This is a genomic window from Ideonella sp. (genome assembly GCF_041914305.1).
Taxonomy (GTDB): Bacteria; Pseudomonadota; Gammaproteobacteria; order Burkholderiales; family Burkholderiaceae_C; genus Ideonella.
The window spans coordinates 129,149-155,647 of the sequence record NZ_JAYSDQ010000014.1; the positions used below are offsets into that span (position 1 = coordinate 129,149).

A 26,499-nucleotide genomic window follows, 5' to 3' on the forward strand; every position below is an offset into this window, starting at 1 on the left:
CCACCTTTTTCGCAACGGATCGAGCCCCCATGCCCCTGCAGCTCTACATCGGCAACAAGAACTACTCCTCCTGGTCCATGCGCCCGTGGGTGGCGCTGCGCCAGTTCGGCATCCCCTTCGAAGAGGTCAAGCTGCGCTTCGACAGCTTCGACGGCGATTCGCAATTCAAGCAGGCGCTGGCCCGCGTGTCGCCGGCCGGCACCGTGCCGGTGCTGGTCGACGAGGGCTTCGCGGTCTGGGACACGCTGGCCATCGCCGAGTACCTGGCCGAGAAGTTCCCGCAGCATGCGCTGTGGCCACCCGCGCCACACGCCCGGGCGCGCGCCCGCAGCCTGTGCGCCGAGATGCACGCCGGCTTCGGCGCGCTGCGCAGTGCCTGCGGCATGAACATCGAAGCCTCGCTGACCGACATCGGCCAGCGCGTGCTGGCCGAGCAGCCCGCCGTGCGCGCCAACCTGGACCGCCTGGCCACGGCCTGGCAAGACGCGCTGGCCACGTCCGGCGGCCCGTTCCTGTTCGGCGACTTCAGCCTGGCCGACGCCTTCTTCGCACCGGTGGTCAGCCGCACGCGCACCTATGGCCTGCCGTTGCCACCCGCGGCCGCCGCCTGGGCCGAGCGCGTGTGGGCCACCGACAGCGTGCAGGCCTGGGTCGCCGATGCGCTGCAGGAAAAGGATTTCCTCGCTTTCGAGGAGGCCTACCGCCAGGCCCGCTGATCGGGCCGCGCCGCAGCGCCCTGCGCCCATCAGTGCCAGGGGTGCTGCGGTACATTGACCGCATGCCCCTTTTCTCTCTCACGCGCGCCGCGCTGCGCCGAGCCACCGCCATGGGGCCCGCGCTCTGCGGCGCGGCTTTGTCGGCGGCGTTGCTCGCGCCTGCCGCCACACTTGCCCAAGACCGCGACGACCCGATCCGCAGCGCCCGCGACGCCTTCGTCAAGAAAGACAAGGCCCGGCTGGCCGCGCTGCGCGCGCAGGTGGTCGACGCCAAGCACCCGCTCGCGCCCTGGGTCGACTACTGGGAGCTGACCAGCCGGTTGACCGAGGCCCGCAGCGAAGACATCGAGGCCTTCTACGTGCGCTGGCCCGGCAGTTATGTCGAAGACCGGCTGCGCAACGACTGGCTGCTCGAGCTCGGCCACCGGCGCGACTTCGACGCCTTCGCGCGCGACCTGCCACGCTTCAAGATGAACGACGACCGCGAGGTGAGCTGCTATGCGCAGCTGATCGACCACCTCGCCGGCAAGGACGTGCGCGACAGCGCCCGCCGCGCCTGGATGGCCCAGCGCGAGCCCGACGAAGGTTGCCAGCTGCTGGCCCAGACGCTGGTCGACGCCAAGCTGTTCAGCCAGGACGACGTGCTGCGCAAGCTGCGCCACGCCGTCGAGCACAACCGCGTCAAGCTGGCCCGCCAGACGGCCGCGCTGCTGAGCGAGCCGGCCGCGAAGGCGGTCGCCGACATCTTCGACAACCCGGCCCGCTACCTGGCGGTCAAGGCCAATGCGATCGGCCACCTGCGCACCGAGCTGGCCACGCTCGCGGTGGCCCGCGTGGCCGCGAACGATGTCGACGCCGCCGCGCGCCTGCTCGACGACCGCTGGGCCGAGATCCTGGGCGCCGAGCATGGGGCCTGGGCCCGCGCGCAGGTGGCCAAGCAGGCGGCCATCGGCCTCAAGCCCGACGCGCTGGCCTACGCCCGCACCGCGTGGAAGACCCTGCCGAAGAAGATCGAAGACCAGCCGGACTGGAGCGACGAGACGCTCGGCTGGCTGGCCCGCGCCGCGCTGCGCCAGGGCGATGGCACCGAGCGCTGGCAATGGGCCCTGCGCGCGATCAACGCGATGAGCGCCACCGAGCGCAACGACCCGACCTGGCAGTACTGGCGGGCGCGCGCCCAGATCGCGCTGGCCAAGCCTGGCGAGGCCGGCGATCCGGCGCGGGCCGAGGCGCAACAGGCCCTGGCCACGCTGGCCAGCCAGCTGCACTTCTACGGCCTGCTGGCCGCCGAAGACCTGGGCGCGCCGCAGGCGCTGCCGCTGCGCAGCGCGCCGCCGAGCGAGACCGAACGCAACGCCACCCGCGCCATGCCGGGCCTGCAGCGGGCCCTGGCCGCGATCGGCGCCGGCCTGCGCGGCGAGGGCGTGCGCGAGTGGAACTTCTCGCTGATCGGCATGAGCGACCGCGAGCTGCTGGCCGCCGCGCAACTGGCCTGCGAGCGCGAGGTCTGGGACCGCTGCATCAACACCAGCGAGCGCACCAAGGCCGAGGTCGACATCGAGCAGCGCTTTCCGCAGCCGATGCGCGCCGACGTGCTGGCCAAGGCCAAGGAGATCGACCTCGACCCGGCCTACGTCTACGGCCTGATCCGGCAGGAATCACGCTTCGTGATGGACGCGCGCTCGCATGTCGGTGCGTCGGGCCTGATGCAGATCATGCCGGCCACCGCGAAATGGACCGCGAAGAAGATCGGCCTGGACTACAAGCCCGGCATGATCACCGACCGCGACACCAACCTGCGCCTGGGCACCGCCTACCTGAAGCTGGTGCTCGACGACCTGGGCGGCTCGCAACCGCTGGCCGCCGCCGCTTACAACGCCGGCCCCGGCCGGCCGCGCCGCTGGCGTGAGGGCCCGGTGATCGAGCCGGCGATCTGGGCCGAGAACATCCCACTCAACGAAACACGCGACTACGTCAAGAAGGTGCTGACCAACGCCACCATCTACGCCAGCCTGATGAGTGGCAAACCGGCCTCGCTGAAGGCCCGGCTGGGGGCACCGATCGGCCCGCGCGCGACCAGCGCGCCGCCGGCGGACCCGGAATTGCCCTGAGCACGCCAGAGGCCCACCACCATGCACGACTCACCCAAACCCTCCGACGCGGCTGCCCACGTCCCGCCACGGATGGCCCCCGAAGCCTCGGCCTACTGGCTGGTGCTGGGCGGCAGCGGCTTTGTCGGCCGCGCGCTGGCCGAAAGACTGTGCCGGCCCTCGCATGACGCCGGCCCGCGGCTGCTGGTGCCGACCCGTCAGCGGGCCCACGCGCTGCGCCTGGCCCACCTGCCGCGGGTCGACGTGGTGCAGGCCAATGTGCACGACGATGGCGACCTGGCCAAACTGGTCGCCGGCGCCGCGGTGGTGATCAACCTGGTGGCGATCCTGCACGGCAGCGAAGCCGCCTTCGAGCAGGTGCACGTGGCGCTGCCACGCCGCCTGGCCGCGGCCTGCCGCGCCGCCGGCGTGCGGCGCGTGGTGCACATCAGCGCCCTCGGCGCCGCCGACAACGCGCCCTCGCGCTACCTGCGCAGCAAGGCCCGCGGCGAGGCCGCCCTGCGCGCGGCCGGGCTCGATCTGACCGTGCTGCGCCCCTCGGTGATCTTCGGTGCCGAAGACCGGCTGCTGAACCTGTTCGCCCAGCTGCAGCGCTTTGCCCCGTTCGTGCCGCTGGCCAGTGCCGATGCCCGCTTCCAGCCCGTCTGGGTCGGCGACGTGGCCGAGGCCCTGGCACGCTGCGTCAACGCGCCCGAAACGATCGGCCAGACCTACGAATGCGTCGGCCCGCAGGCGATGAACCTGTCCGACCTGGTGCGTGCCGCGGGCCGCCACGCCGGCCACACGCGCCCGGTCGTGCCGCTGCCGGCCGCGCTGGCGCGCACGCAGGCGACGCTGATGGAGTGGCTGCCCGGGCCGCCGCTGATGTCGCGCGACAACCTCGATTCGATGAAGGTGCCGAGCATCGCGACACCGGGCCGGCCCGGGCTGGCCGCGCTGGGCATCCAGCCGGCGGCGCTGGACAGCGTGGCGCCCGGCTACCTGGGCCACCTGGCCGGCTGCGCGCGGCTGGACCCACTGCGCGCCCACCACACGTGAAGCGCTACATCGTCGGCGGCGCGGTGCGCGACGCGATGCTCGGCCGCCCGGTCAGCGACCACGACTGGGTCGTCGTCGGCAGCACGCCAGAACAGATGCTGGCCGCCGGCTACCAGGCGGTCGGCAAGGACTTCCCGGTCTTTCTGCACCCCGAGACGCACGAAGAGCATGCGCTGGCCCGCACCGAGCGCAAGACGGCGCCGGGCTACCGCGGCTTCGTCGTGCATGCCGAACCGACCGTCACGCTCGAAGACGACCTGCTGCGGCGCGACCTGACGATCAACGCGATGGCGCGCGACGAAGACGGCACGCTGGTCGACCCGTACGGCGGCGCGCGCGACCTCGAGGCCAAGGTCTTGCGCCATGTCAGCGAAGCATTCGCCGAAGACCCGGTGCGCATCCTGCGGCTGGCCCGCTTCGCCGCGCGCTTCGAGGGCTTCACCGTCGCGCCCGAGACGATGGCGCTGGTGCGCCACATGGTCGACGCGGGCGAGGTCGACGCGCTGGTGGCCGAGCGCGTCTGGCAAGAGGTGGCGACCGGGTTGATGGAGAACCGGCCGAGCCGGATGCTGCAGGTGCTGCGCGAAGAGGGTGCGCTGGCGCGTTTGATGCCCGAGGTCGACCGGTTGTACGGCGTGCCGCAGCCCGCGGCGCACCACCCTGAGATCGACACCGGCGTGCACCTCGAGATGGTGCTCGACCAGGCCGCGGTGATGAACGCACCGCTGACGGTGCGCTTCGCCTGCCTGTGCCACGACCTGGGCAAGGGCACGACACCGCCAGACGAGTGGCCGCGCCACATCGGCCACGAAGGCCGCAGCGAGGTGCTGGCCCGCGCGCTGGCAGCGCGCCTGAAGGCACCGACCGAAGCGACCGAACTCGCCGCGCTGGTGGCGCGCGAACACACCAACATCCACCGCGCGACCGACCTGCGCCCGGCGGCGCTGACCCGGCTGCTCGAACGCTGCGACGCCTTCCGCCGCCCGCAGCGTTTTGCCGAAGCCTTGCTGGCCTGCGAGCTCGACGCCCGCGGCCGGCTCGGCCTGGAGCAGCGCGACTACCCCAGCCGCCCGCTGCTGACCAAGGTGTTCGCCGCCGCAGCCGCGATGCCGACCGCCGACGTGGCCGCCACCGCGATCGCCCGCGGCGCCCAGGGCGACGAAATCGCCAAGGCGATCCACCAGGCCCGGGTAAGGACGGTGGCCGACGCGCTGGAGCGCGACGGCCACCAGACCGGGGCTACTGCGGCGTCTTGACGACGCTGTCGCCGGCAACGGCTGCAGCGGCCGGCTGACCAGCTGACGCGCCGTCGACCGCCACCGTCTGCGCGGCAGTCTGCGCGGCCGTCGCAGGCGCATTGACGACAGCGACAGGGCCATTCACGTCGGGCCACGCCGCCCCGCACGCGGCAGGGCCGGCGGCGCCATCGACCGAAACCGCGGGCGTCAGCTTCGGCCGTGCCGGCACCGACATCACGCCGCCACGCAGCGTACGCAAGGCAACCCGCTCGCAGCGTTCGCTCAACAGCGTGGCTCGCTCGAACTTGTCGGCGCCCCCCTCGACGTAGCGAATCGTGCGCTGAGAAGAGTCGCCCGACACCTGGGCGTCGAGCACCGCGACGCGAATGGCTTCTGCCAGCAAGGCGGCACTGGTCTGCGCCAATCTGCCATTGACCGGGTCGAGCCAGTAGCCGTCGACGTCGCCCTTGACCGGTGGAGACACCACACGCACTGCGCGCTCGATCGCCGGCACCTTGGCGGCTCCGTCGAACAGGCGCACGACGGCCTCGACCACCAACGCCCGCCGGTCCTGGGTCATCAAGAAGACCGGCTGCGTTTCGACGATCCACGCGTTGTCGGCGTTTTCGTCTCGCCCCAACAGCTTGACCTCGGTGCCGATTTCCCAACGCGCCAAGGCGTCTTGCTGAAGATCTCGCAGCCGCAGTCGATCGACCTGGTCTTTCAACGGCACCAGCACCTTGTCGGCGGCCTCTTCGATCCGCTTGGCTTCGGCACTGCGGGCGCCGCTGTTGATCGCCGCGTGTGTGAGGATCGCCACCAGAAAGCCGGCCGGCCCCGGCGCCGGATACAGCATCGCTCCCGCACCGCCGCCCGCCGTGTCATAGCTGACGACCCCATGGAACACCGCGGATTCTTCGGCCGCGGCACCTCGCCATGCCCAGGCGCGCGTAGCTGCCGTCGCCTGCAACCGCTGCGACGCGGCTTGTTCGGCCGGGGCAGTCTCGGCGGCCGCCAACGTGACCGCCAACGTCGCCGCGGCGCTCAGCACGATCCCACGCAGACGCCGCGCAGGCGGCAGCTGCTTCGTCTTTCGCGCTCGCATCGCCGTGTCAGTTCGACAGGGGCGTCAGCACCGTATCGCGTGCAGCTTCTACAGCCTGGAAGTAAGCGTTCGTCAAGCCCGGAAACGCAGGCGGCTCGTCCCACTTCTTGTCGGTGGCCTTGAGCACTTCAATCGGTGCATACCACTCGTAGGTTTGGGTGCCGAGGTTGACCAGGTAGGCGGTGCCGCGCACCAGCCCCTTGGGATCGCTGGTCGGGACATAGGCCGCGTACGTGCGTTCGAAGCCCTGTTGAGTGACGTCGATCACCAGCAAACGCTCGAGCTTGTACTTCGTCTTCAATGAAGAGAAGTCGCGACGCGACGCGTTCGGCGCCGTGCTGGTGCCCTTCGGCAGGTCATCGATCTTCACCGCATCGGTGATCTGAACCACGTCCACGCCCTTGCGGCGCAGCGCTTCGGTCACGTCCGCCTGAATGCTCGCCAGATCCTTGCTGGGCAGGGTCTTGGTGTGGGTGGTCAAGGAACTGTTGGCCATGCTGGCAGTTGCCAGACACAACAAGCAGCCGGCACCCGGGAAATGGGTATCGGCGTTCGGGACCGCGCTCATCAGCACGCCAACCTTGCCGCTGCTTGCATTCAACCGGGTGGCATCCAGCGCGACGGGCAATTGCGGCGCAGACGCACAACCCACCAACGCCGCCAGAGCACCCATGGCCATCCAGGCACGCAACATTCTCATCTCATCTCCCTCAGGATTCGTGGTTACAAAAACCCAGAATCCTAACAATCGGAGACTGCTTTTCGCGTCAGGTCGATCACGAATGAGGCTCGCCGGCAGCAAAAGTACCGCGGCACCGGTCACAACCGATGCAGCCGGTCGCCTTCGGCGAAGCCGATCGGCTCGAAGGCCAGGCCGGGCGTCGCGAAACCGATCACCTTGAACAGCTCGCCCATCTCATGCTCGGTGATCAGCTTTTGCGCCATCGCGCGCTGGCGCAGATCGGCCGCTTCGAGCAGCGGCGCGATGCCGCAGTTGACGAGAAAGCGCGCCTGGCTGGTGTAGCCGATCACGTCCAGGCCTGCGTCCTGGCCGGCCAGTGCGATGCCGGTGAAGTTGACGTGGGCGGTGATGTCTTTCTCGCCCGGGTCGGCCAGCGGGTCGGTGTCGGCCAGGTGGGCGCGGTGGCACATCAGCGTGCCGCCGTGGCGCTGCAGGTGGTAGTACTCGGCCTCGGGGAAGCCGTAGTCGACGAAGAAGGCGGCGCCCCGCTTCAGGTGCTGCGCTAGGCTGGTGACGAAGGCTTCGGCCTGGCGGTGGATCTCGGTCACGGTGCCGGGCAGGAACGGGCCGTCGTGCGGTGGCTGCAGCGTGCTGGCGCGGTCTTCGAACACCAGCCGGCCGTCTTGCAGCGCCACGCCGCGCTCTTGCCAGCGTTCGCCGTCGAAATGCAGCAGCTGCACGGGCATCGCATCGAGCACCTCGTTGCCGAAGACGACGCCGTGCATCGCCTCGGGCCAGCGATCGGCCCATTGCACGCGGTCGCCGAAGCGGGCCACCCGCGCCTGCTGCCGGGCGCGCAGGTCGGCCGACAGCTCGACGATGGTGTAGCGGGCGGCGGGGTGGCCGCAGGCGGCCAGGCCGTCGAGCAGGCTTTCGGCCAGTGCGCCGGTGCCGGCGCCGAACTCGAACACCTGGTCGGCCTCGGCAATCTCCAGCACCTGCGCGGCCTGGGTGGCGAGCGTGCGGCCGAACAGCGGCGACAGCTCGGGCGCCGTGACGAAGTCGCTGCCATCGGCCGGCATGCGGCCGAGCTTGGGCCGGGCGTTGGCGTAGTAGCCCAGGCCGGGCGTGTACAGCGCCAGCGCCATGTAGCGGTCGAACGGCAGCCAGCCGCCGGCCGCGGCGATGGCCGCGCGGATGTGTTCGCCCAGGGGCGCCGATACACTGCCGGCTTCGCTTGCTTGCATCGCCCGATTGTAGGAAGCGCCCTGCCCGGCCCCCCAGCGCCGCCGTCTTTGCCGCCCTGACCGGCCGGCCCCCAGCGATGAACCCTCCTGCCCTGCTCGACTGTGTGGTGATCGGCGCCGGCCCGGCCGGCTGCAGCGCCGCGTCCTGGGCGGCGCAGATGGGCCTGCACGTGGCGGTCGTCGAGCAGGCCGCGGCGCCTTGCGCGTCGCTGGCCGCCCTCGACTTCCCGCAGGACTGGGTGCTGGGCCAACCACACACCAGCCTGCGCACGATCGGCGAGCAACTCTCGGCCCATGCGCTGGGGCTGGCCGGGCTGCAGTGGCACCTGGGCCAGGCCGTGACCGGGCTGGCGCGCCATGCCCCGGGTTGGCAGGTGCAATTGGCCGATGGCCGGCGCCTGGATACCGCCACGCTGCTGCTGGCCACCGGCGTGCGCCCGGTGCGGCCGGCGCCCTTCTTCAGCGCCCACGGCGTGCTCGACGCGCAAACGCTGACCGCGCAGCGCGCCGCGTTGCCGCCGGGCCGTGTGCTGCTGCTGGGCGGTGGCGACAACGCGCTCGAAAACGCCGCTTACCTCGCCGACCGCGGCCACGCGGTGACCGTGTGGACCCGCGGCGACTTCCGCGGCCAGGCGGCCTTGGTCGCGGCGCTGGGCCGGCATCCGACGCTGGTCCAGCGCACCCACACCCCCTTGCCAACCGCGCTGCGGCCGGTGGCCGGGGGCCGGATCGAGGCCGAATCGGCCGCTTTCGGCTGCGAGACTTTCGATGCGGTGGCGGTGCTGTTCGGCTACGAGCCCGAGCCCGCGCCGTGGGGTTGGCTGGCCGAAGCGCTGCAGGCCAGCGGCCCGGCGGCGCCCCGGCTGGCGCCGGGCCGGGCGGCCGAGGCGCTGGGTGTATTCGTGGCCGGCGACGCCAGCGGCCGCTGGCACCCGTGTGTGCAGACCGCGCTGGCCGATGGCGTGACCGCGGCCCAGCAGGTGGCCGCCTTCCTGCACCCGGCAGGCGCCAGCCTGGCCCATGCCGCCCCGAAGCCGCCGCCGTCGACGCTGAACAGCCAGATCCTGCACCTGAACGGCCTGCGCTTCGGCGCCAACCTCGGGGTGCTGGCGCACGAGCGCGTCGGGCCGCAGCCGATCCAGGTCGATGCCGAGCTGAACCTGGGCCAGCAGCCGGCGCTGGCGCGCGACGCCGACCTGGGCCATGTGCTGGACTACCGCAAGGTGCGCCAGATCATCATCGACGAGTGCACCGCCGAGCACACCGATCTGCTCGAATCGCTGCTGGCCAAACTCTGCGTGCGGCTGATGCGCCTGCCGGGTGTGCTGGGTGTGCGCATCCGCGTGGCCAAGCTGGAGATTTTTGAAGACTGCGAAGTCGCCATCCGCTGCGAAGCAGGGATATGGTGACCAGCAATGGAACCCCCACGCCCCCTGCCGGGGGCTGCCCCCCGAGGGGGCTCGCGCAGCGGACCGGCCGGGCCGGATCCGCGCACGCCACTTGAAGGCGGCGACTCCTGCGGAGCGCCGCGGTTTGGACTGCTGACATGAACACGATCGCCCTCGCTGAAAACGCGGCCATGGATACCGCGGCCACCGCCGCCGAGAAGAAGGCCGCCTTCGAGACCAACAAGCTCAGCAAGCGGCTGCACCGCCAGGTCGGCCAGGCGATCGCCGACTTCAACATGATCGAAGAAGGCGACAAGGTGATGGTCTGCCTGTCGGGCGGCAAGGACAGCTACGCGCTGCTCGACATCCTGCTGAACCTGCAGCAGCGCGCGCCGATCCGCTTCGAACTGGTCGCCGTCAACCTCGACCAGAAGCAGCCGGGCTTCCCCGAAGACGTGCTGCCGAACTACCTGCGCTCGCGTGGTGTGCCGTTCCACATCGAGGAGCAGGACACCTACTCGATCGTCAAGAACCTGATCCCCGAGGGCAAGACGATGTGCAGCCTGTGCTCGCGGCTGCGCCGGGGCATCCTGTACCGGGTGGCAAAGGAGCTGGGGGCGACCAAGATCGCGCTCGGCCACCACCGAGACGACATGGTCGTGACGCTGCTGATGAACATGTTCTTCGGCTCGCGCATGAAGGGCATGCCGCCCAAGCTGGTCAGCGACAACGGCGAGCATGTGGTGATCCGCCCGCTGGCCTATGTGGCCGAGACCGATCTCGAGAAGTGGGCGGTGCACCGCCAGTTCCCGATCATCCCGTGCAGCCTGTGCGGCAGCCAGGAGAACCTGCAGCGGGTGCAGATCAAGGCGATGATCCGCGACTGGGACAAGAAGCACCCGGGCCGGATCGACAACATGTTCAGCGCGATGGGCAACATCACGCTGTCGCACATGATGGACCGCTCGCTCTACCCGTTCACGACGATCCGGGCCACCGGCCAGCCCGACCCGGCCGGCGACAAGGCCTTCGACGAAGACGACGATTGCGGCAGCCCGGCGGTCAACTCGACTGAACCGCAGGTCGTTCAATGGGGTCTGACGAAGAAGGTGCCGGGTGGGCCGGTGCCAACCGCGCCTGAGGAGTAAGCCAAATGAACAGCCGCCGACTCGCCCTTCGCTGGACCGCCGTTGGCGCTGCCCTGGCGGCCGCCACGCTGGCCGGCTGTGCCTCGTTCAAGACCGTCACCAGCGAAGTCAGCACCTTCGGCGAATGGCCCGCCGGCCGGCCTGCCGGCAGCTACGTGATCGAGCGCCTGCCCTCGCAGCAGGCGGCACCGGGCGGGCTGCAGGCCGATGTCGAGCAGGCGGCCCACCAGGCGCTGCAGACGGCCGGCTTCGTGCCCGCCGCCACAGGCGCCACGCCCGATGTGGTGGTGCAGATCGGCGCGCGCATCACCCGCTACGACCGCTCGCCCTGGGACGACCCGCTGTGGTGGCGGCCCTACGGCTCGCGCTGGGCCGGCCCGGGCTGGCCCGGCGGTTGGGGCCCCTACGGGCCGTGGCGCTGGCGCAATACCGAGCCCAGCGAGTACCAGCGCGAGGTCGGCCTGCTGATCCGCGACAAGGCCTCGGGCCAGCCGCTGTACGAGGCCCGCGCCCACACCGACGGCATCACCGCCGGCGGGCCGCCGGTGATCGCGGCGATGTTCTCGGCGGCGCTGAAAGAGTTTCCGAAGGCGCGCAACGAACCGCACGACGTCGACATCCAGCTGCCCTGAAGCAGGCCTGAGCACCCCGAGAGGGGCGGGATAATCCCGTCTTCATGCCAACGAGCCGGCGCCCGACGCCGGCTCAGGCTTTTCTGGAGCACAGATCCATGGCGCTGAACGTCGTCATCATGGCCGCGGGCAAGGGCACCCGCATGCATTCGACCACCCCGAAGGTGCTGCACAAGCTGGCCGGCCGGCCGCTGCTGCAACACGTGCTGGACCGTGTCGCGCCGCTGGCGCCGGCGCGCTGCGTGGTGGTCACCGGGCACGGCGCCGAGCGGGTCGAGCAGCAGGTGGGCACAGCCGGCGTGTGCGTGCGGCAGGAGCCGCAGCTCGGCACGGGCCACGCGGTGCAGCAGACGCTGCCGGCGCTGGACGACGCGGCCGAGACCACGCTGATCCTCAACGGCGACGTGCCGCTGATCGGCACCGACACCGCCCAGGCGCTGGCCGAGGCGTGTGATGGCCGCCAGCTGGCGCTGCTGACGGTCGAGCTGGCCGACGCGACCGGTTATGGCCGCATCCTGCGCTCGGGCGACGCGCACGGCGGCCACGTGCTGGGCATCGTCGAGCACAAGGACGCCTCGCCGCGCCAGCGCGAGATCCGCGAGGTCTACACCGGCATGATGGCCGCGCCCACGGCGCTGCTCAAGCGCTGGCTGATGGCGCTGAAGAACGACAACGCCCAGGGCGAGTACTACCTGACCGACGTGGTCGCGATGGCCGTGGCCGAGGGCGTGCCGGTGGTGGCCCGCCATGCCGCCAGCGAAACCGAAGTGCTGGGCGTCAACAGCCCGGCCCAATTGGCCGAATTGGAGCGCCGGCTGCAGCGTCGCCAGGCCGACAGCCTGATGAACGCCGGGCTGCGGCTGGCCGACCCGGCCCGCTTCGACCTGCGCGGCACGCTGACGCATGGCCGCGATGTCGAGATCGACGTCAACTGCGTCTTCGAAGGCGCGGTCGACCTGGGCGACGAGGTGCGCATCGGCGCGAACTGCGTGATCCGCAACGCGCGCATCGCCGCCGGTGCGGTGATCCACCCGTTCACCCACATCGACGGCGAGGCGCTCGGCGTGCAGGTCGGCGCCGGTGCGCTGATCGGCCCGTTCGCGCGGCTGCGCCCCGGTGCGGTGCTGGGCGACGAGGTGCACATCGGCAACTTCGTCGAGGTCAAGAACTCGACGCTGGCCAAGGGCGCCAAGGCCAACCACCTGGCCTACCTGGGCGATGCGACGGTGGGTGAGCGCGTCAACTACGGCGCCGGCTCGATCACCGCCAACTACGACGGTGCCAACAAGCACCGCACGGTGATCGGCAACGACGTGCACGTCGGCAGCAACTGCGTGCTGGTGGCGCCGATCACGCTCGGCGACGGCGCCACGATCGGTGGCGGCTCGACGATCGCGAAGGACGCACCGGCCGGTCAACTGACCGTGGCGCGCGCCAAGCAGGTCAGCCTGGCGGGCTGGCAGCGGCCGAAGAAGTGAACCCCGGCGACGGGATACCGTCGCCGGGGTTCGAGCGGGGGCGCGGCCGGCGTCAGGCCACCAGCGCCCGCGCCAGCAGCTCTGGCTGCCCGGCCAGCTCGATCGGCAGGTAGACCGCCGGCGCCTTGGCCTCTTTCAGCCGCCGCGCCTGCGCGCCGAGGTTGAACACCGCAACCGGCCGGCCCGACTCGGCCGCGGTCGTCAGCACATAGCAGAAGGTCTCGGGCCACACCGAGGGCAGCAGGATCAGGTCCGGCGCCAGCTCGGCGATGCGCCCGGCCAGCGCCTTGTCTTCATAGCGGCCCAGCACCTGCACGCCCGCAGCCCGCAAGGCGGCGTCGTCGGACGAATGCCCCAGCAGCGTGAAGTGCAGGCCCTGCTCGGCCGCGACGCGGCTGCGGGCCAGGCCCAGCAGCACCTGCAAGCCCTTGATCGGGCTCAGCGCACCGATCACCAGCACCTCGCGCACCGGGCCGCGCGGCGACGGGTTCGCGGGCAGGTGCAAGGGCTCGTGCGGTTGCACCCGCGTGTGCACGGCCGGGAAGTAGTTCGACAGCCGCGCCGCGACATCCTCGTCGGGCACGATGACCTGCTGCGCCTGTGACAGCAGCTGCGCGTTGGCCGCGCGCCAGGCGCCGATGCGGCCGGCGGCGCGGCCCTCGTCGTCGCGCTGCAGGCAGCGGTCGCAGCTGTCGCGGTCCGGCTCGCCGCAGTAGCGGCCGCTCGCGTCGACCAGGTTGATGCGCGGGCAGATCAGGTGATAGTCGTGCACCGTCACCGACAGCGGCACCTCGAGCGACTTGCACAGGTACGGCAGCAACTCGCGCAGCACCGGCGGGTGGTCGACCAGGTGGTGCAGCTGCACCTCGCGCAGGTCGAGCGCCGCCAGCACGTCCAGCAGCGCCTGCGCCGGGTGGCGCGGGCCGTAGCGGCCATCGGTCAGCAGCGGCACCGCCTGCAATGCCGGCAGGTCGAGCGTGCCGCCCTGGCCGCCGGTGGCGCCCAGGGTGACGCAGCCGGGCCGGCGCGACGGGTGCATCGTGATCACGCCGACGCCGCGCTCGGCCCGCAGCCGCGCCGCCTCTTCGGCCTCGTGGCGCGCCGTGCCGCCGCCGCGGGCGTGGTTGACCATCAGCACCAGGCCGCCGCCTTCGCTGACCTCGGTCGCGCGCTTCAGGCGCGCCGCGTCCAGCCGCGCACGCTCGGGCAGCAGCGGGTCGTGCGCGATCCAGTCGTCGATGCGCTGCTGGTAGTCGGGGTGGCGCTGCAGCAGCGTCGCGACGCCGGCCCGCGTGCGCGCGCTGGCCTCGCCACTGAAGCTGACCGAGCCCTGGTGCAGCACATAGACATCGCTGGCGACCAGTTGTACCCAGCCGGCCGCGTTGGCGCGCATGCACCAGTCGTTTTCTTCGCCGTAACCGCGGCCGAAGCGCTCGACATCGAGCAGGCCGACCGCGTCCAGCGCGGTGCGCCGCATCCACATGCAAAAGCCGACGCCGGTGGGCACCTCGACGTGGCGACCCTTGTTCACCGTCGCCGCCAGCGTGTCGATCGCGCCGTCGTCGAGCTCGAGCTTTTCCCAGTTGCTGTGCAGCATGCGCGGGTAGCTGCAGACCGTCGCGTTGTTCGACAGCGGCGTGATCGACGCCGCCCGCGGCTCGGCCTCGCCGTGCGCCGCCAGCCGGTCCAGCCAGCCCGAGTGCACGCGGGTGTCGGCGTTCAGGATCACGACGTCGCGGTCCCAGTGCAGCTTCAGGCCCTTGTTGACGGTGGCGACGAAGCCGCGGTTGCGCTCGTTGACCATCAGGTGGATCAGGCCCAGCGCCGCCAGCTCGCGCAGGTGGGCCGACAAGGCCGGCTCGGGGCTGCAGTCGTCGATCACCACCAGTTGATAGGGCGTCTCGACCCACGACGACAACACGCTCCACAGGCAGCGCAGCGTTTCTTGCGCGCCGGCATAGACCGGCACGATCACGTCGACCTTGGGCTCGGCCGCGGGCCGCGGCAGGTGGCGCCAGGGCTCGAGGTTGAGGTAGTCGCGCCCGTCCAGCCGCGCCGGCACCGACCACGGCAGGCGGTTGGGCTCGGTCGGCTGCGCATCGGCCGGCAGGCCGTCGAGCAGGTAGCGCTGCAACGGGTCGACCGGCGTGGCAGCCTCGCTGCCGCGCCCGTGCGACAGCCGCTGCAGCAAGCCCTGGCGCGAGCCGGTGACCGGCTCGAAGCGGGCCGCGGGCCGGCGGTGCTCCTTCCAGCCCCAGTTGACGAAGTGCGTCAGTGGGTCGGCGCCGGTGCTGCGCACATCGGCGTTGGTGCTCAGGTAGTAGGCGGGGTCGAACCAGGCGCAGGGCGACAGGCCCTCGCGGCGCCCGACCAGGCCGTAGTGCAGCAGGCGGTTGATGCCGGGATGGCGCCGGCCTTTGAGCTGGCCGGTGTAGTGGCGAGCGTCGAACAGCGCCATCGGCACCAGCGACCGTGCGTCGCCCTGCTCGACATAGTGGCGCAGCGCCGGCATGCCGCCGCGTGCGTCGGGGCTGATCTGCTCGTCATAGCAGGCCTTGTCGAAGAGGCCCAGCGCATGGGTCAGGCTCACTTCGAGCCGCTTGGCCAGGCCGGCCAAACGCGGTTGGCTGTGCAGCCGGGTCAGCAGTTGCAGCGCCCGGTCGGCATGGGCCGGCTTCTGCAACCAACGGCCCAGGCGGCCACGCGGCGCGATGCGAAACGGTTTGCGCAACCGCTCGGCCGGCGCGGCCAGCGTGCGCGGGTCTTCGTGCAGCCAGGCGCCGACCCCGGCCGACTCCGCCAGCACCGACAAGGCCTGGCGGGCCGAATCGTCGATCTCGCTCAAGTTGCCGGCCCAGGCCAGGTGCTCCATTGCCAGCAGCGCCAGGTGGCCACGCTGCACCGGGTCGGGCCAGGCCAGCGCATCGTCCAGCCGCGCCGGCAGCTCGGCGCGTTTCACCGACCATTCCGGCCCCAGTGGGCCGCTGCGGCCCTCGATCTGCAACACCAGTTCGTCGGCACCCGGCGGCTGGTCGCCCCACAGGCTGCCCGGCACCTCGAGCGCGAAGCCGACCTCGTCGTGCGGCAGGTTCAGCCGCGACGACACATCGCCGCGTGAGATGCGGCGCACCGGCGCCTCGTAGCGGCGGTCGCCGCAACGCAGGCGCAGCGGCTCGCGCGCCTCGGGCGTGTCGGCAAACCAGCCCAGCAGCGTCAAGCCCTGCCAGCCTTCGACGTTGCACAGCACCGGCGCAGGCGGCGGCGCGACAGGCGGCACGCCGGCGTCGCCGCACCGCTCGGCTTGTTCGAGGTGCAAGGCCAGGGCATCGAGTTCGGCCTGGACACGCTGCCGTTCCGGGCTGTGTTCCAGCGTCGTCATCCAGCTTCGCAAGCTGGCGGCGGTGGGCCGCACCGGCGACTTGACGACCACGCCGTCATCGCCGATACGCACGCCCAGTTCGGCGCCCGGTTGTGCCAGCGCCGGCCAGATCGCCAGCGGCAGATCGATCTCGAACCCCAGCACCAGGGCCGCGCTGGCACCGACGGCCCGCGCCACGTCGGCCCGATGCTGGCGGCGCACCGTGGTTGTAAACGTTTGCGTGCCGCAGACCAGGTTCAACCGCTCGCGGCCAGGCGCCTGGGGGTCGAAGGCCCAGCCGACGATCACTGCGCCCGCCAGGCGCTCCACCACCAAGCGCGCGGCGGGTGAAACGGTCATCGGGAGTTCGAGATCGACCAGGGTCGAGGAGGCGATATCGGGGGGGGTGGCAGGTGCGTCGGCGGGCATGACACTCGTGGCGCAACAGGGCGACAGAGACAGTTCGAATCGATTTTCGATGATTTCGACCCCACGGCCGCAGCGCGCACAATACCAACTTCAGCGGCCGCGCCGCGCCCCCTAGATTCCTTTTGAGTTCCTCGCCCACCGCCAGCCGCTCGTTGCCGGCACTTGCTTCGTTGACGCTGGCGGCCCTGGGTGTCGTGTACGGCGACATCGGCACCAGCCCGCTGTACGCGCTGAAAGAGGTGTTCCATGCGGGGCACGTCGAAGCCTCGCCGGTCAACATCCTGGGTGTCCTCAGCCTGATCTTCTGGACGATGACGATCATCGTCTCGCTGAAGTACGTGCTGCTGATCCTGCGCGCCGACAACAACGGCGAAGGCGGGCTGATCGCGATGCTCGCGCTGGCCACCACCGCGGTCAGGGGCCGGCCGACGCTGCGCCGCACGCTGATGGTCGTCGGCCTGTTCGGCACCGCGATCTTCTATGGCGACGGGGTCATCACGCCGGCGATCTCGGTGCTGTCGGCGGTCGAGGGCCTGCAGGTCATCGCGCCCGGCATGCACGAGTGGGTGATACCGATCACGCTGGTCGTGCTGACCGGGCTGTTCGCGGTCCAGCGCTTCGGCACCGGCGGCATCGGCAAGTTCTTCGGCCCGATCACGCTCGTCTGGTTCGTCGTGCTGGTCGCGCTGGGCCTGCCGCACGTGCTCGAGAACCCGGGCGTGCTGGTGGCACTGAACCCGATGTACGCGATCGGCTTCTTCATCACGCACCCGAAGGTGGCGTTCATCGCGCTCGGCGCGGTGGTGCTGTGCGTGACCGGCGGCGAGGCGCTGTACGCCGACATGGGCCACTTCGGCCGCCGGCCGATCCGCATCGCCTGGTACGCGGTGGTGATGCCGGCGCTGGTGGTCAACTACTTCGGCCAGGGCGCGCTGATCCTCGGCAGCCCCGACGCGATCGAGAACCCGTTCTACCTGATGGCGCCCGAGGCGCTGCGACTGCCGCTGGTGGTGCTGGCCACGGCCGCCACGGTGATTGCGTCGCAGGCGCTGATCTCGGCCGCCTTCTCGGTCACCAAGCAGGCGATCCAGCTCGGCATCCTGCCGCGCATGACGGTGCGCCACACCTCGGTGCGCGACACCGGGCAGATCTACGTGCCCTTCGTCAACTGGGGCCTGTACGTCTTCATCGTGCTGGCGGTGGCGCTGTTCAAGAACTCGTCGAGCCTGGCCTCGGCCTATGGCATCGCGGTGACGCTGGACATGACGATCACCACGGTGATGACCTTCTACGTCATCCGCTACGGCTGGAAGTACCCGCTGGCGCTGTGCCTGCTGGCGACGGGCTTCTTCTTCATCATCGACGTGACCTTCTTCCTGTCGAACACGTTGAAGCTGCTGGCCGGCGGCTGGTTCCCGCTGGTCATCGGCTCGGGCATGTTCGTGCTGATGCTGACCTGGAAGCAGGGCCGCGCGATCATGCACGAGCGGGTGCGCAACGAGGCGATCGAGCTCAAGGGCTTCCTCGAGGCGGTGTTCGTCAGCCCGCCGGTGCGGGTGAGCGGCACGGCGGTGTTCCTGGTCGCCGAAGAGGGCCTGGCGCCGAACGCGCTGATGCACAACCTGAAGCACAACAAGGTGCTGCACGAGCACAACCTGTTCGTGCACGTGAAGCACCACGAGGTGCCCTGGATCGGCTTCGACAAGCGGCTGGCGATGGAATCGCTGGGCCACGACTGCTGGCAGGTCACGCTGAACTTCGGCTTCAAGAACGACCCCGACGTGCCCGAGGCGCTGCGCCTGCTCGAAGGCCGCGGCGTGCCGCTGGAAGAGATGGACACCAGCTACTTCCTGAGCCGCGACACGGTGATCCCGACCTTCGGCGAAGGCATGGCGATGTGGCGCGAGAAGCTCTTCGCCAGCATGCACCGCAACGCCGCCGACATGGCCGACTTCCTCGCGCTGCCGTCCAACCGCATCGTCGAGCTGGGCGCGAAGGTCGAGATTTAGCCCCCACGCCCCTTCCAGGGGCTGCCCCCCGAGGGGGCTCGCGCAGCGGACCGGCAGAGCCGGTCCGCGCACGCCACTTGGAGCGACCGGCGCTTCGCGCGGCGGAAATCTAGCCTTCCGCCAGGGCGTGCAACTGCTCGGCGGCGGGCTTCGGCAGGCGACCGGCGGCACCCACTGCCACCGGCCCGGCGAGGATCTGGTCGAACACCTTTCGCACCTGCCGCGGCGTCACCGCGTCCAGTGCCGCGCGGCGCTCGGCCCGCGAGCGCACGCGGCCGAAGGCGAACAGGTCCAGCACCGCGTCTTCGAGCCGGCGCGAGGGCCGCTCCCAGGCCTGCAGCCGCCGCACCGCGATCTGGTTGCGCGCCCGCTCCCATTGCGCCGGCGCAATCTGGCCGGACTGCGCACGCAGCAGGCGCACCACCTCGTCGGCATAGGCCGGCACGTTGGCCGGCGCCATCGAGGCTTCGATGACGAACTGACCCGCCAAGTCGCCGAGGTCGGCCGAACAGGCGGCGTAGTAGACCAGCCCCAGCCGCTCACGCAGGCTGTCCATCAGCGGCGAGCTCATGCCTTCGCCCAGCAGCGCGGCCGCCAGCTGGTGCGCGGCGTGGGTGGGCTCGGTGACCGCCGGCGCCGGGTAACCCAGCACCACGTGGGCCTGGCTGTGGCCGGCCAGCCGGCGCAGGCCCAGCCCACCGGCGAACACCGGTGCCGTGGTGACGTTCGGTGCTCCTGCTGGCAGGCCACCCAGCGCCGCCTCGGCCTCGCGCACGAGGGCCCGCACATCGATGCGCCCGGCCGCCGCGACGACGACATTGGCACCGGTGTACTGCTGCGCCACATAGGCCTGCAACTGCTCACGCGTGAAGCCTTCGATGTTGCGGCGCCGCCCGATCACCGGCTGGGCCTGCGGATGGCTGCCGTAACAGGCCTTGTCGAAGCACTGGAAGGCCGCGTCGAAGGCGTCGTCCTCGGTCTCGGCGAACTCCTGCAGGATGACCTGGCGCTCACGCTCCAGCTCGTCGGCCGGGAAGCTGGAGTCGCGCACGATCTCGCCCAGCATGCGCACGAACAGCGGGGCATGCTCGGCCAGGCCGCGCATGTGGTAGGCCGTGTGGTCCTTGTCGGTGTGGGCGTTGACCTCGGCGCCCAGGCGTTCGGCATCGAGGTTGATCTGCTGGCAGCTGCGCGCATGGGTGCCCTTGAAGGCCATGTGCTCGGCCACGTGGCTGATGCCGTTCAGGCGCCGGCTCTCGTTGCGGCTGCCGGTGCGCACGAAGACGCTGACGCTGGCGCTGTCGAGCCGCGGCAGGGCGATGGTCAGCACCCGCACGCCGTTGGGCAAGGTGGCGACGCGTGTGTCGGGGTCGGGGGTGGTGTGGGTCATGGCAATGACCCGCCAGCTTAAGCCCTGGCCGCTGCGCCGCTATGCTCGCCGCCCATGCCCTTGCCCAACCCCTTGCGTGACCTGTCCCTGTCGGCCACCGTCGCCGGTTTCGTCGCGGTGCTGGTCGGCTTCACCAGCTCGGTGGCGATCGTCTTCGCCGCCGCGCAGGCGCTGGGCGCCAGCACCGCCGAGACCGCGTCGTGGATCTGGGCGCTGGGCCTGGGCATGGGCATCACCAGCCTCGGGCTGTCGCTGCACTACCGGCTGCCGGTGCTGACCGCCTGGTCCACGCCGGGCGCGGCGCTGATCGCCGCGTCGCACGGCATCTCGCTGCCCGAGGCCACCGGCGCCTTCGTCGCCTGCGCGCTGCTGATCACGGTGGCCGGCTACTCGGGGCTGTTCGAGCGGGTGATGGGCCGCATCCCGATCGCGATCGCCTCGGCGCTGCTGGCCGGCGTGCTGGCCCGTTTTGCGCTGGACGCGGTGCTGGCCACGCGCAGCGCACCGCTGCTGGTGATCGTGATGGCGCTGGCCTTCCTGGCCGGGCGCCGCTGGTGGCCGCGCTACGCGGTGCCGGGCGTGCTGCTGGCCGGCATCGCCGTGGCGCTGGCGCAGGGCCAGGTGCACCTGGCCGGCGTGGCCGTCGAATGGACCCGGCCGGTGTTCACGCTGCCGGTCTTCAGCGTCAACGCCCTGGTCGGCATCGGGTTGCCGCTGTTCGTCGTCACGATGGCGTCGCAGAACCTGCCCGGCGTTGCAGCGCAGCGCGCATCGGGCTACCAGACCCCCGTCTCGCCGGTCGTCGGCGCGACCGGCGTGGCCAGCCTGGTGCTCGCACCCTTCGGCGGTTATGCCTTCAACCTGGCGGCGATCACCGCGGCGATCTGCATGGGCCGCGAAGCACACGAAGACCCTGCCAGGCGCTACACCGCGGCGGCGATGGCCGGCGTGTTCTACATCGCACTGGGCCTGGCCGGGGGTGCGGTGGCCGGGCTCTTCCAGGCCTTCCCGCGCGAGCTGGTCGCCGCCGTCGCCGGCCTGGCGCTGCTTGGCACCATCGCCGGCGGCCTGGCCAGCGCGCTGAAGGACGAGCACCACCGCGACGCCGCGCTGCTGACCTTCGTCGTCACGCTGTCGGGCCTGACGATCGCCGGCATCGGCTCGGCGTTCTGGGGCGTGGTGGCCGGCGGCGTGGCGCTGGCGTTCCAGCGCCAGCGTTGAAGGCGCCGCGCCAGCGCGCATCGGCGACGCACACGAGCGCCTGAAGCCCACCGCCGGGCCCGCCCAACGGCCTGGCGGCCCACCGAGACTCTGACCTCGCCCTGAACAAATTGCGCCCCTCATAGGGCCGAACCGAGTTTTCGTCGGCGTCTGGGTGCCTACACTGTCGGGTTTTGCGCCTTCCGGGCGCGACCGACGAGGAGTGCCCACCATGAACCCTGCCACCCACGTGCTGGTCGTCAGCGCCGACGAAGAATGGCGCGCGCAGGTCGTGCAGGGCCTGAACCACGCCGCCGGCCGGCTGGACAACCCGTTCGGCCTGATGGCGGTCGGCTGCCCCTGTGGCGATTCGGCGGTCGACGCCGTGCTGGCCACCGGCCCGACGCAGGCCGACCTGCAGGTCGTGCTGATCGACCACGGCCCGCGCGGTGCCAACGACACCGGCGTGCCGGCCGTGCGCGCGGCGCAGCGCATCATCGAGGCCCGGCCCGAGCTGTCGCTGTACATGGTGCTCGAAGACGACGCCGACAAGCTGCTGGTCGAGCAACTGGCCAGCGACGCCGTCGACGGCTACTTCTTCCGCGGCGAGCACGACTACAACGGCTGGTTCCGCATCGTGGCCGCCGAAGTGGCCGAGAAGGCCGAGACGCCGTTCTACAACGCGCTGCGCGAATACGTCGCGCAGGCCAAGGACAGCTGGCACACCCCCGGCCACGGCGGTGGCGACTCGTTCAAGGGCAGCCCCTGGGTCGGCGATTTCTACGACTTCGTCGGTGAGCAGATGCTGCGCGCCGACCTCTCGGTCAGCGTGCCCGAGCTCGACTCGCTGCTGCACCCCACCGGCGTCATCGCGCAGGCGCAGAAGCTGGCCGCCAAGGCCTTCGGCGCGAAGAAGACCTACTTCGCGACCAACGGCACCTCGACCGCCAACAAGGTCATCTTCCAGACCCTGCTGGCGCCGGGCGACAAGCTGCTGCTGGACCGCAACTGCCACAAGTCGGTCCACCACGGCGTGATCCTGTCGGGCGCCCGGCCGGTCTACCTGGATTCATCGGTCAACCGCCACTACGGCATCTTCGGCCCGGTGCCCAAGGCCACCGTGCAGGCGGCGATCGAGGCCCACCCCGACGCCAAGGTGCTGATCCTCACGAGCTGCACCTACGACGGCCTGCGCTACGACCTGAAGCCCATCATCGCGATGGCCCACGCGGCCGGCATCAAGGTCATCATCGACGAGGCCTGGTTCGGCCACGCGCGCTTCCACCCCGAACTGCGACCGACCGCGCTGGAGTGCGGCGCCGACTATGCGACCCAAAGCACGCACAAGGTGCTGTCGGCGTTCTCGCAGGCCAGCATGGTGCACGTCAACGACCCTGCGTTCGACGAGCACCTGTTCCGCGAGAACTTCAACATGCACGCGTCGACCAGCCCGCAGTACAACCTGATCGCGAGCCTCGATGTCGCGCGCAAGCAGGCCGTGCTCGAAGGCTATCGCCTGCTCGACCGATCGCTGAAGTTCGCCCACGAGCTGCGCGAGAAGATCAACGCCACCGGCGCCTTCCGCGTGCTCGAGCTCGAAGACCTGCTGCCCGACGAGGTCAAGGGCGACGGCATCCGTCTCGACCCGACCAAGCTGACGATCGACATCTCGCAAAGCGGCTACTCGGCCGACGAACTGCGCGACGAGCTGATCGGCCGCTACAACATCCAGGTCGAGAAGAACACGCACAACACGCTGACCCTCTTGCTGACCATCGGCACCACGCGCAGCAAGGTCAGCCGCCTGTTCGACGCGATGCTGCGCCTGGCGAAAGAAAAGCGTGCCCCGCGCGCCTACGCCCGCGTGCCCGAAGCACCGCGCTTCACCGAGCTGGCCTGCTTGCCGCGCGACGCGTTCTACGAAGCCGGCGAACGCCTGCCGTTGCTCGACGACCATGGCCAGCCGAACGCACAGCTGACCGGCCGCGTCTGCTGCGACCAGATCGTGCCCTACCCGCCCGGCATCCCGGTGCTGGTGCCCGGCCAGGTGGTCGGCGCCAGCATCGTCGCCTACCTGGTGCGCCTGCTGCAGACGCAGAAATCGATCGACCTGCACGGGCTCGCGCTGGTCGACGGCGAGATGCACCTGCGGGTGCTCAGCGAGGCCGAGCGGGCGGCGTTGCCGGCTCGTTAAGGTTGCAGCGCCGGGGCGGGGAGTGCAAACGCACTCTGCAGATCCCACGCCACAAGGCGCTCATCCTGCGTGCGCCGCGTACCGACGGGCCCATATGGCATGTCCATGTGGCGGCGCACAATGCCAATCCCTGGCGCATACCACGTCGCGCAGCTCACTTCGACCAGGCGCTGCTCGCCCGTGGTTTCGGTGGTCCGCTGCTTGATGAAGGTATCTACCCGCACGGCGCGAACACTGCCCAGTCCAGGAAGGCTGAGCCACTCTTCCCCGACAACGCGTCGGTAGACGACATACTCGAAGCGGTCCGGCACGCCGTCGCCCGTGTAGTCGTGGCTGGAGTCGTCCAGATCGACCAGTTCGATCTGGTCGCCGATCCGCACCGGTGATCTCAGCTCGACCCACTCATCACACGTGGTCACGGCACCGAGCAATCCACAGGCACCGAAATGAACCACATCGCCGCGTCGATGTGCCAACTGCACGTCGGTGCTGTTGGGAGAGGTTCTCTCTCGCACACCATCTTCGAACGCGCGCTGGGAAACATCGATGCGCCACCCCGTTGGCGACGTCGACGATTCCGCTTCGTACGTCCATGTCGACCCCGGCTGCAAGGGCCGCAGCACGGTGGCGTTCTCTTGAATCATCGCGCCAAGCTCCGGCGCTTCCGGCATCAGGCGATCACGGCCCCCACCGCAACCAACGAGTGCCGCCATCACCAGCATCGCGACGGCTTGTTTGATCGAATGGCTGCGCCTCATCGGTCCTCCCTCTCCTGGTATCGATGAAGGGCTTGGCATTGGCCGGTGCACCCTTCGCGTTTTCGCCGCATTTTAGGAAGGTTGGTCGGTCGCTGGTTCAACTGAACCTCGCGCTCGATCACCTCGCCACCGATCGGCGGATCGGGCACAGCCGGTACTCGACCGGCGTGCGCGTCCCGCACGCAGCGAATCTGGCGTCGGGCCACCATCCCCAGATTGACAGGGACACAACCGAATAACTGTACAGATCAGCGGTTGCCGAGTTGGCCATCGGTGTTGATACTGAGGGTCACTTCCCAACCAGGATCGACCGATGCCCGTTCTGACCTCTTCGCCGTATCGCGGCACACCGCCTTCACAGCATTTGCGCCTCGCCATCACCCTGGCAACGCTCGGCTGCAGCGCCCTGGCCAATGCCGCCAGCGTCACCCCGACGGTGCACTACAAATTCCCGTTCGCCTACCAGAACAGCTATGCCGGCGGCCGGCTGGCGCAGGGCGGCGACGGGCGGATCTTCATTGCCACGCACGAGTCGTCGAACCTGCCGTGCGGTTCCTTGCTGGCCTTGAACCCGGCCAGCGGCGTGGTCAGCAAGGTGACGCTGGACCGCGACGCCTTGGGCTGCATGCCGAGCGAGACACTGAATGTCGACGCACAGGGCACGCTGTGGGGCAGCCTGTCCACCAAGGGGCCGGGCAAGCGCGGCAGCCTCTTCCGCATCCCCGCCGGCGGCTCACCGACGCTGGCGCATGCGTACACCAAGAGCGAGGGTTATGCCGGTGGGGCGACGCCAATACCCTGGGCCGATGGCAGCCTCAGGACGGTGCGCGTCTTCACCTCCCAAGGCTCTGCGGGGCAGTTCGAGCGCAACGCAGCGCCCGCCTACCAACCCGAACTTTTCCGCCAGGTGACGGCCAACGACGGGATCACCAGCCCGCACACGCTGGCCAGTCGCGGCGACGGTTTTCTTTACGGCCTGGCTGTCAACATCGAAGGCGAACAGGGAGGGACCTCGCTGTTCCGCGTCAACGATGCGGGCAACCTGAAGGTGCTGGCCAGGTTCTATCCGTATGGCATCGTCAACGGTGATCTGGTCGACGGCCACGACGGCAGCTTCTACCTGACGATCAACAGCGGCGACAACACGCCCGATGGCAGCGTGCTGCGCGTCAGCCCCGAGGGCCAGACCACGGTGCTGCACCTGTTCAACGGCGCCGATGGATCCCACCCGACGAGTGCGCCGATCCGCGCGAAAGATGGCTGGTTGTATGGCACCTGCGCCACCGGCGGCACCCATGGCCAAGGCGTGATTTACCGCCTGCAACCCGACGGTGGCAGCTACGAGGTGCTGTACCACTTCGACGGCGAAGCCCGCGGCGGCTGGCCGCACTCGGGCCTGCTGCAGGCCAGCGATGGGCGCCTGTACGGCCGCGCCAGCGGCGGCGGCGCGCACCACAGCGGCGTGGTGTACAGCTTCAGCCCGCCGGCGCCCTGAGCGGCGTGACGCCGGCCGCCATCGGACGGCCGGTATCAGGCGGCCGGTGTCAGGCGGCCGGTGTCAGGTCAAGGCAGGCCGGACCAGCCCGTCACGCGCTCGTCCGAGATGTCGCGGCCGACGCCGGTCTCGTCCGGCGCATCGAGCCGGCGCCGCACGACGCCGATCGACGGCGCGTACCAGACCGTCTGGGTCGAGGTCACGGTGGGCAGCTTCTGGCCGTCCTTGGTGAGCACGACACGGGCCGCGGTGATGCGGTCGATGCGCACCGCATGCTGCGTCGGCAGGCCGGTCAATGCCACGTCTTCGGTGCCGATGACGCGGCTGTAGCTGGCCAGGTCGAGGTATTCGCCGCGGCCGTCGCCGTCGATGTCGGGCACCATGTTCGACAGGCGCTGGTCGATCGCCACGAACTGGTCGTTCACGCGCACCGGCGACTGCAGTTCGACCGCGTTGGCGAAGTCGGTGATGCCGTCGTCGTTGGCGTCGACCGGGTCGGGCTGGACGACGTTGCCGTTCACCACCGCCACGTGCACGCTGCCCGGGCCCGAGTTGAAGGTGTTGGTGCCCGACTCGGTCACCCCGGGCGAGGCGCTGGCCTGGGTGATGACGTTGGTGTAAGCGCCGCCGTCGGGCGCGATGCCGGCGTACTGCCAGCGCGCGCCGGCCACCAGCGGCCGCAGCACGGTGGCGTCGTTGAACAGCGTCGCGCCGAGGGCGGGCGCGGTCGGCACCAGGCCGGTGGCGCCGGGCTCATCGTCGCCGTTGCCGCCCCCGCCGCAGCCGGCAACGGCCAGCAAGGCCAGGGCCGCCAGGGCGGTCCGGGTCAGCGCCCGGTGTCGTGGGCCCTGCTGGGGCTCGGTGTGGGTCATGTGGATCTCCC

At 70.4% G+C, this 26,499-nt stretch carries 19 protein-coding genes and 1 pseudogene; 13 read left to right on the forward strand and 7 right to left on the reverse strand.

Annotated elements, in window-relative coordinates:
- Nucleotides 1–29: 29 nt before the first annotated feature.
- From ACE3SG_RS18740 to ACE3SG_RS18755, 4 genes are all read left to right on the forward strand, one after another.
- Nucleotides 30–716, forward strand: a complete 687-nt coding sequence (locus ACE3SG_RS18740) for a glutathione S-transferase family protein (RefSeq protein WP_374567578.1) — start codon at nt 30–32, stop codon at nt 714–716.
- A 62-nt stretch (nt 717–778) separates the two neighbouring features.
- Nucleotides 779–2,827 carry a transglycosylase SLT domain-containing protein gene (locus ACE3SG_RS18745; protein ID WP_374567579.1) on the forward strand — a complete coding sequence of 683 codons (2,049 nt, stop codon included), beginning with the start codon at nt 779–781 and terminating at the stop codon, nt 2,825–2,827.
- A 21-nt stretch (nt 2,828–2,848) separates the two neighbouring features.
- Nucleotides 2,849–3,865 (forward strand): complex I NDUFA9 subunit family protein, encoded by a 1,017-nt coding sequence (locus ACE3SG_RS18750; RefSeq protein ID WP_374567581.1) that lies wholly within the window; start codon nt 2,849–2,851, stop codon nt 3,863–3,865.
- Nucleotides 3,862–5,121: a multifunctional CCA addition/repair protein gene (locus ACE3SG_RS18755; RefSeq protein WP_374567583.1), complete on the forward strand. Its 1,260-nt coding sequence runs from the start codon at nt 3,862–3,864 to the stop codon at nt 5,119–5,121. Before ACE3SG_RS18750 ends, ACE3SG_RS18755 begins: the two co-directional genes overlap by 4 nt.
- On the opposite strand, the gene ACE3SG_RS18760 is transcribed toward ACE3SG_RS18755, so the two are convergent.
- From ACE3SG_RS18760 to ACE3SG_RS18770, 3 genes are all read right to left on the reverse strand, one after another.
- The gene (locus ACE3SG_RS18760) at nt 5,105–6,208 is read right to left on the reverse strand and encodes a hypothetical protein (protein WP_374567584.1); all 1,104 of its coding nucleotides are present in this window, start codon (nt 6,206–6,208) and stop codon (nt 5,105–5,107) included. The two genes, ACE3SG_RS18755 and ACE3SG_RS18760, sit on opposite strands and share 17 nt — an antisense overlap.
- Before the next feature lie 7 nt (nt 6,209–6,215).
- Nucleotides 6,216–6,908: a hypothetical protein gene (locus tag ACE3SG_RS18765; protein ID WP_374567586.1), complete on the reverse strand. Its 693-nt coding sequence runs from the start codon at nt 6,906–6,908 to the stop codon at nt 6,216–6,218.
- Nucleotides 6,909–7,027: 119 nt separating this feature from the next.
- Nucleotides 7,028–8,137: a class I SAM-dependent methyltransferase gene (locus tag ACE3SG_RS18770; protein WP_374567588.1), complete on the reverse strand. Its 1,110-nt coding sequence runs from the start codon at nt 8,135–8,137 to the stop codon at nt 7,028–7,030.
- Between the two features lie 77 nt (nt 8,138–8,214).
- On the opposite strand from ACE3SG_RS18770, the pseudogene ACE3SG_RS18775 reads away from it, so the two are divergent.
- From ACE3SG_RS18775 to glmU, 5 genes and pseudogenes are all read left to right on the forward strand, one after another.
- Nucleotides 8,215–8,742, forward strand: a pseudogene (locus tag ACE3SG_RS18775) (FAD-dependent oxidoreductase); the annotation flags it as partial.
- Between the two features lie 444 nt (nt 8,743–9,186).
- Nucleotides 9,187–9,546: a dihydroneopterin aldolase gene (locus ACE3SG_RS18780; RefSeq protein WP_374567673.1), complete on the forward strand. Its 360-nt coding sequence runs from the start codon at nt 9,187–9,189 to the stop codon at nt 9,544–9,546.
- A gap of 137 nt (nt 9,547–9,683) precedes the next feature.
- Nucleotides 9,684–10,673, forward strand: a complete 990-nt coding sequence (ttcA, locus tag ACE3SG_RS18785) for a tRNA 2-thiocytidine(32) synthetase TtcA (protein WP_374567590.1) — start codon at nt 9,684–9,686, stop codon at nt 10,671–10,673.
- Between the two features lie 5 nt (nt 10,674–10,678).
- Nucleotides 10,679–11,305 (forward strand): DUF4136 domain-containing protein, encoded by a 627-nt coding sequence (locus ACE3SG_RS18790; protein WP_374567592.1) that lies wholly within the window; start codon nt 10,679–10,681, stop codon nt 11,303–11,305.
- A gap of 98 nt (nt 11,306–11,403) precedes the next feature.
- The gene (glmU, locus tag ACE3SG_RS18795) at nt 11,404–12,783 is read left to right on the forward strand and encodes a bifunctional UDP-N-acetylglucosamine diphosphorylase/glucosamine-1-phosphate N-acetyltransferase GlmU (protein ID WP_374567593.1); all 1,380 of its coding nucleotides are present in this window, start codon (nt 11,404–11,406) and stop codon (nt 12,781–12,783) included.
- Nucleotides 12,784–12,835: 52 nt separating this feature from the next.
- Here the strand turns inward: glmU and ACE3SG_RS18800 are convergent, their stop codons facing one another.
- Nucleotides 12,836–16,501, reverse strand: a complete 3,666-nt coding sequence (locus tag ACE3SG_RS18800) for a glycosyltransferase (protein ID WP_374567595.1) — start codon at nt 16,499–16,501, stop codon at nt 12,836–12,838.
- Nucleotides 16,502–16,692: 191 nt separating this feature from the next.
- On the opposite strand from ACE3SG_RS18800, the gene ACE3SG_RS18805 reads away from it, so the two are divergent.
- Entirely contained in the window at nt 16,693–18,579 is a 1,887-nt protein-coding gene (locus ACE3SG_RS18805; protein ID WP_374567596.1) for a potassium transporter Kup, read from the forward strand.
- Nucleotides 18,580–18,688: 109 nt separating this feature from the next.
- Here the strand turns inward: ACE3SG_RS18805 and ACE3SG_RS18810 are convergent, their stop codons facing one another.
- Nucleotides 18,689–19,969, reverse strand: a complete 1,281-nt coding sequence (locus ACE3SG_RS18810) for a M16 family metallopeptidase (protein ID WP_374567598.1) — start codon at nt 19,967–19,969, stop codon at nt 18,689–18,691.
- Nucleotides 19,970–20,023: 54 nt separating this feature from the next.
- On the opposite strand from ACE3SG_RS18810, the gene ACE3SG_RS18815 reads away from it, so the two are divergent.
- Nucleotides 20,024–21,190, forward strand: coding sequence for a benzoate/H(+) symporter BenE family transporter (locus ACE3SG_RS18815; RefSeq protein WP_374567600.1), 1,167 nt, complete (start codon nt 20,024–20,026; stop codon nt 21,188–21,190).
- 211 nt (nt 21,191–21,401) lie between these two features.
- Nucleotides 21,402–23,363 (forward strand): aminotransferase class I/II-fold pyridoxal phosphate-dependent enzyme, encoded by a 1,962-nt coding sequence (locus ACE3SG_RS18820; RefSeq protein ID WP_374567602.1) that lies wholly within the window; start codon nt 21,402–21,404, stop codon nt 23,361–23,363.
- On the opposite strand, the gene ACE3SG_RS18825 is transcribed toward ACE3SG_RS18820, so the two are convergent.
- Nucleotides 23,360–24,121, reverse strand: coding sequence for a hypothetical protein (locus ACE3SG_RS18825; protein ID WP_374567604.1), 762 nt, complete (start codon nt 24,119–24,121; stop codon nt 23,360–23,362). The genes ACE3SG_RS18820 and ACE3SG_RS18825 overlap by 4 nt on opposite strands.
- A gap of 313 nt (nt 24,122–24,434) precedes the next feature.
- Here ACE3SG_RS18825 and ACE3SG_RS18830 point away from each other — a divergent pair, with 313 nt between their 5' ends.
- The gene (locus ACE3SG_RS18830) at nt 24,435–25,616 is read left to right on the forward strand and encodes a choice-of-anchor tandem repeat GloVer-containing protein (protein ID WP_374567605.1); all 1,182 of its coding nucleotides are present in this window, start codon (nt 24,435–24,437) and stop codon (nt 25,614–25,616) included.
- 68 nt (nt 25,617–25,684) lie between these two features.
- On the opposite strand, the gene ACE3SG_RS18835 is transcribed toward ACE3SG_RS18830, so the two are convergent.
- On the reverse strand, nt 25,685–26,488 hold the full coding sequence (locus ACE3SG_RS18835; protein WP_374567606.1) for a hypothetical protein: 804 nt from the start codon (nt 26,486–26,488) through the stop codon (nt 25,685–25,687).
- Between the last annotated feature and the right edge of the window lie 11 nt (nt 26,489–26,499).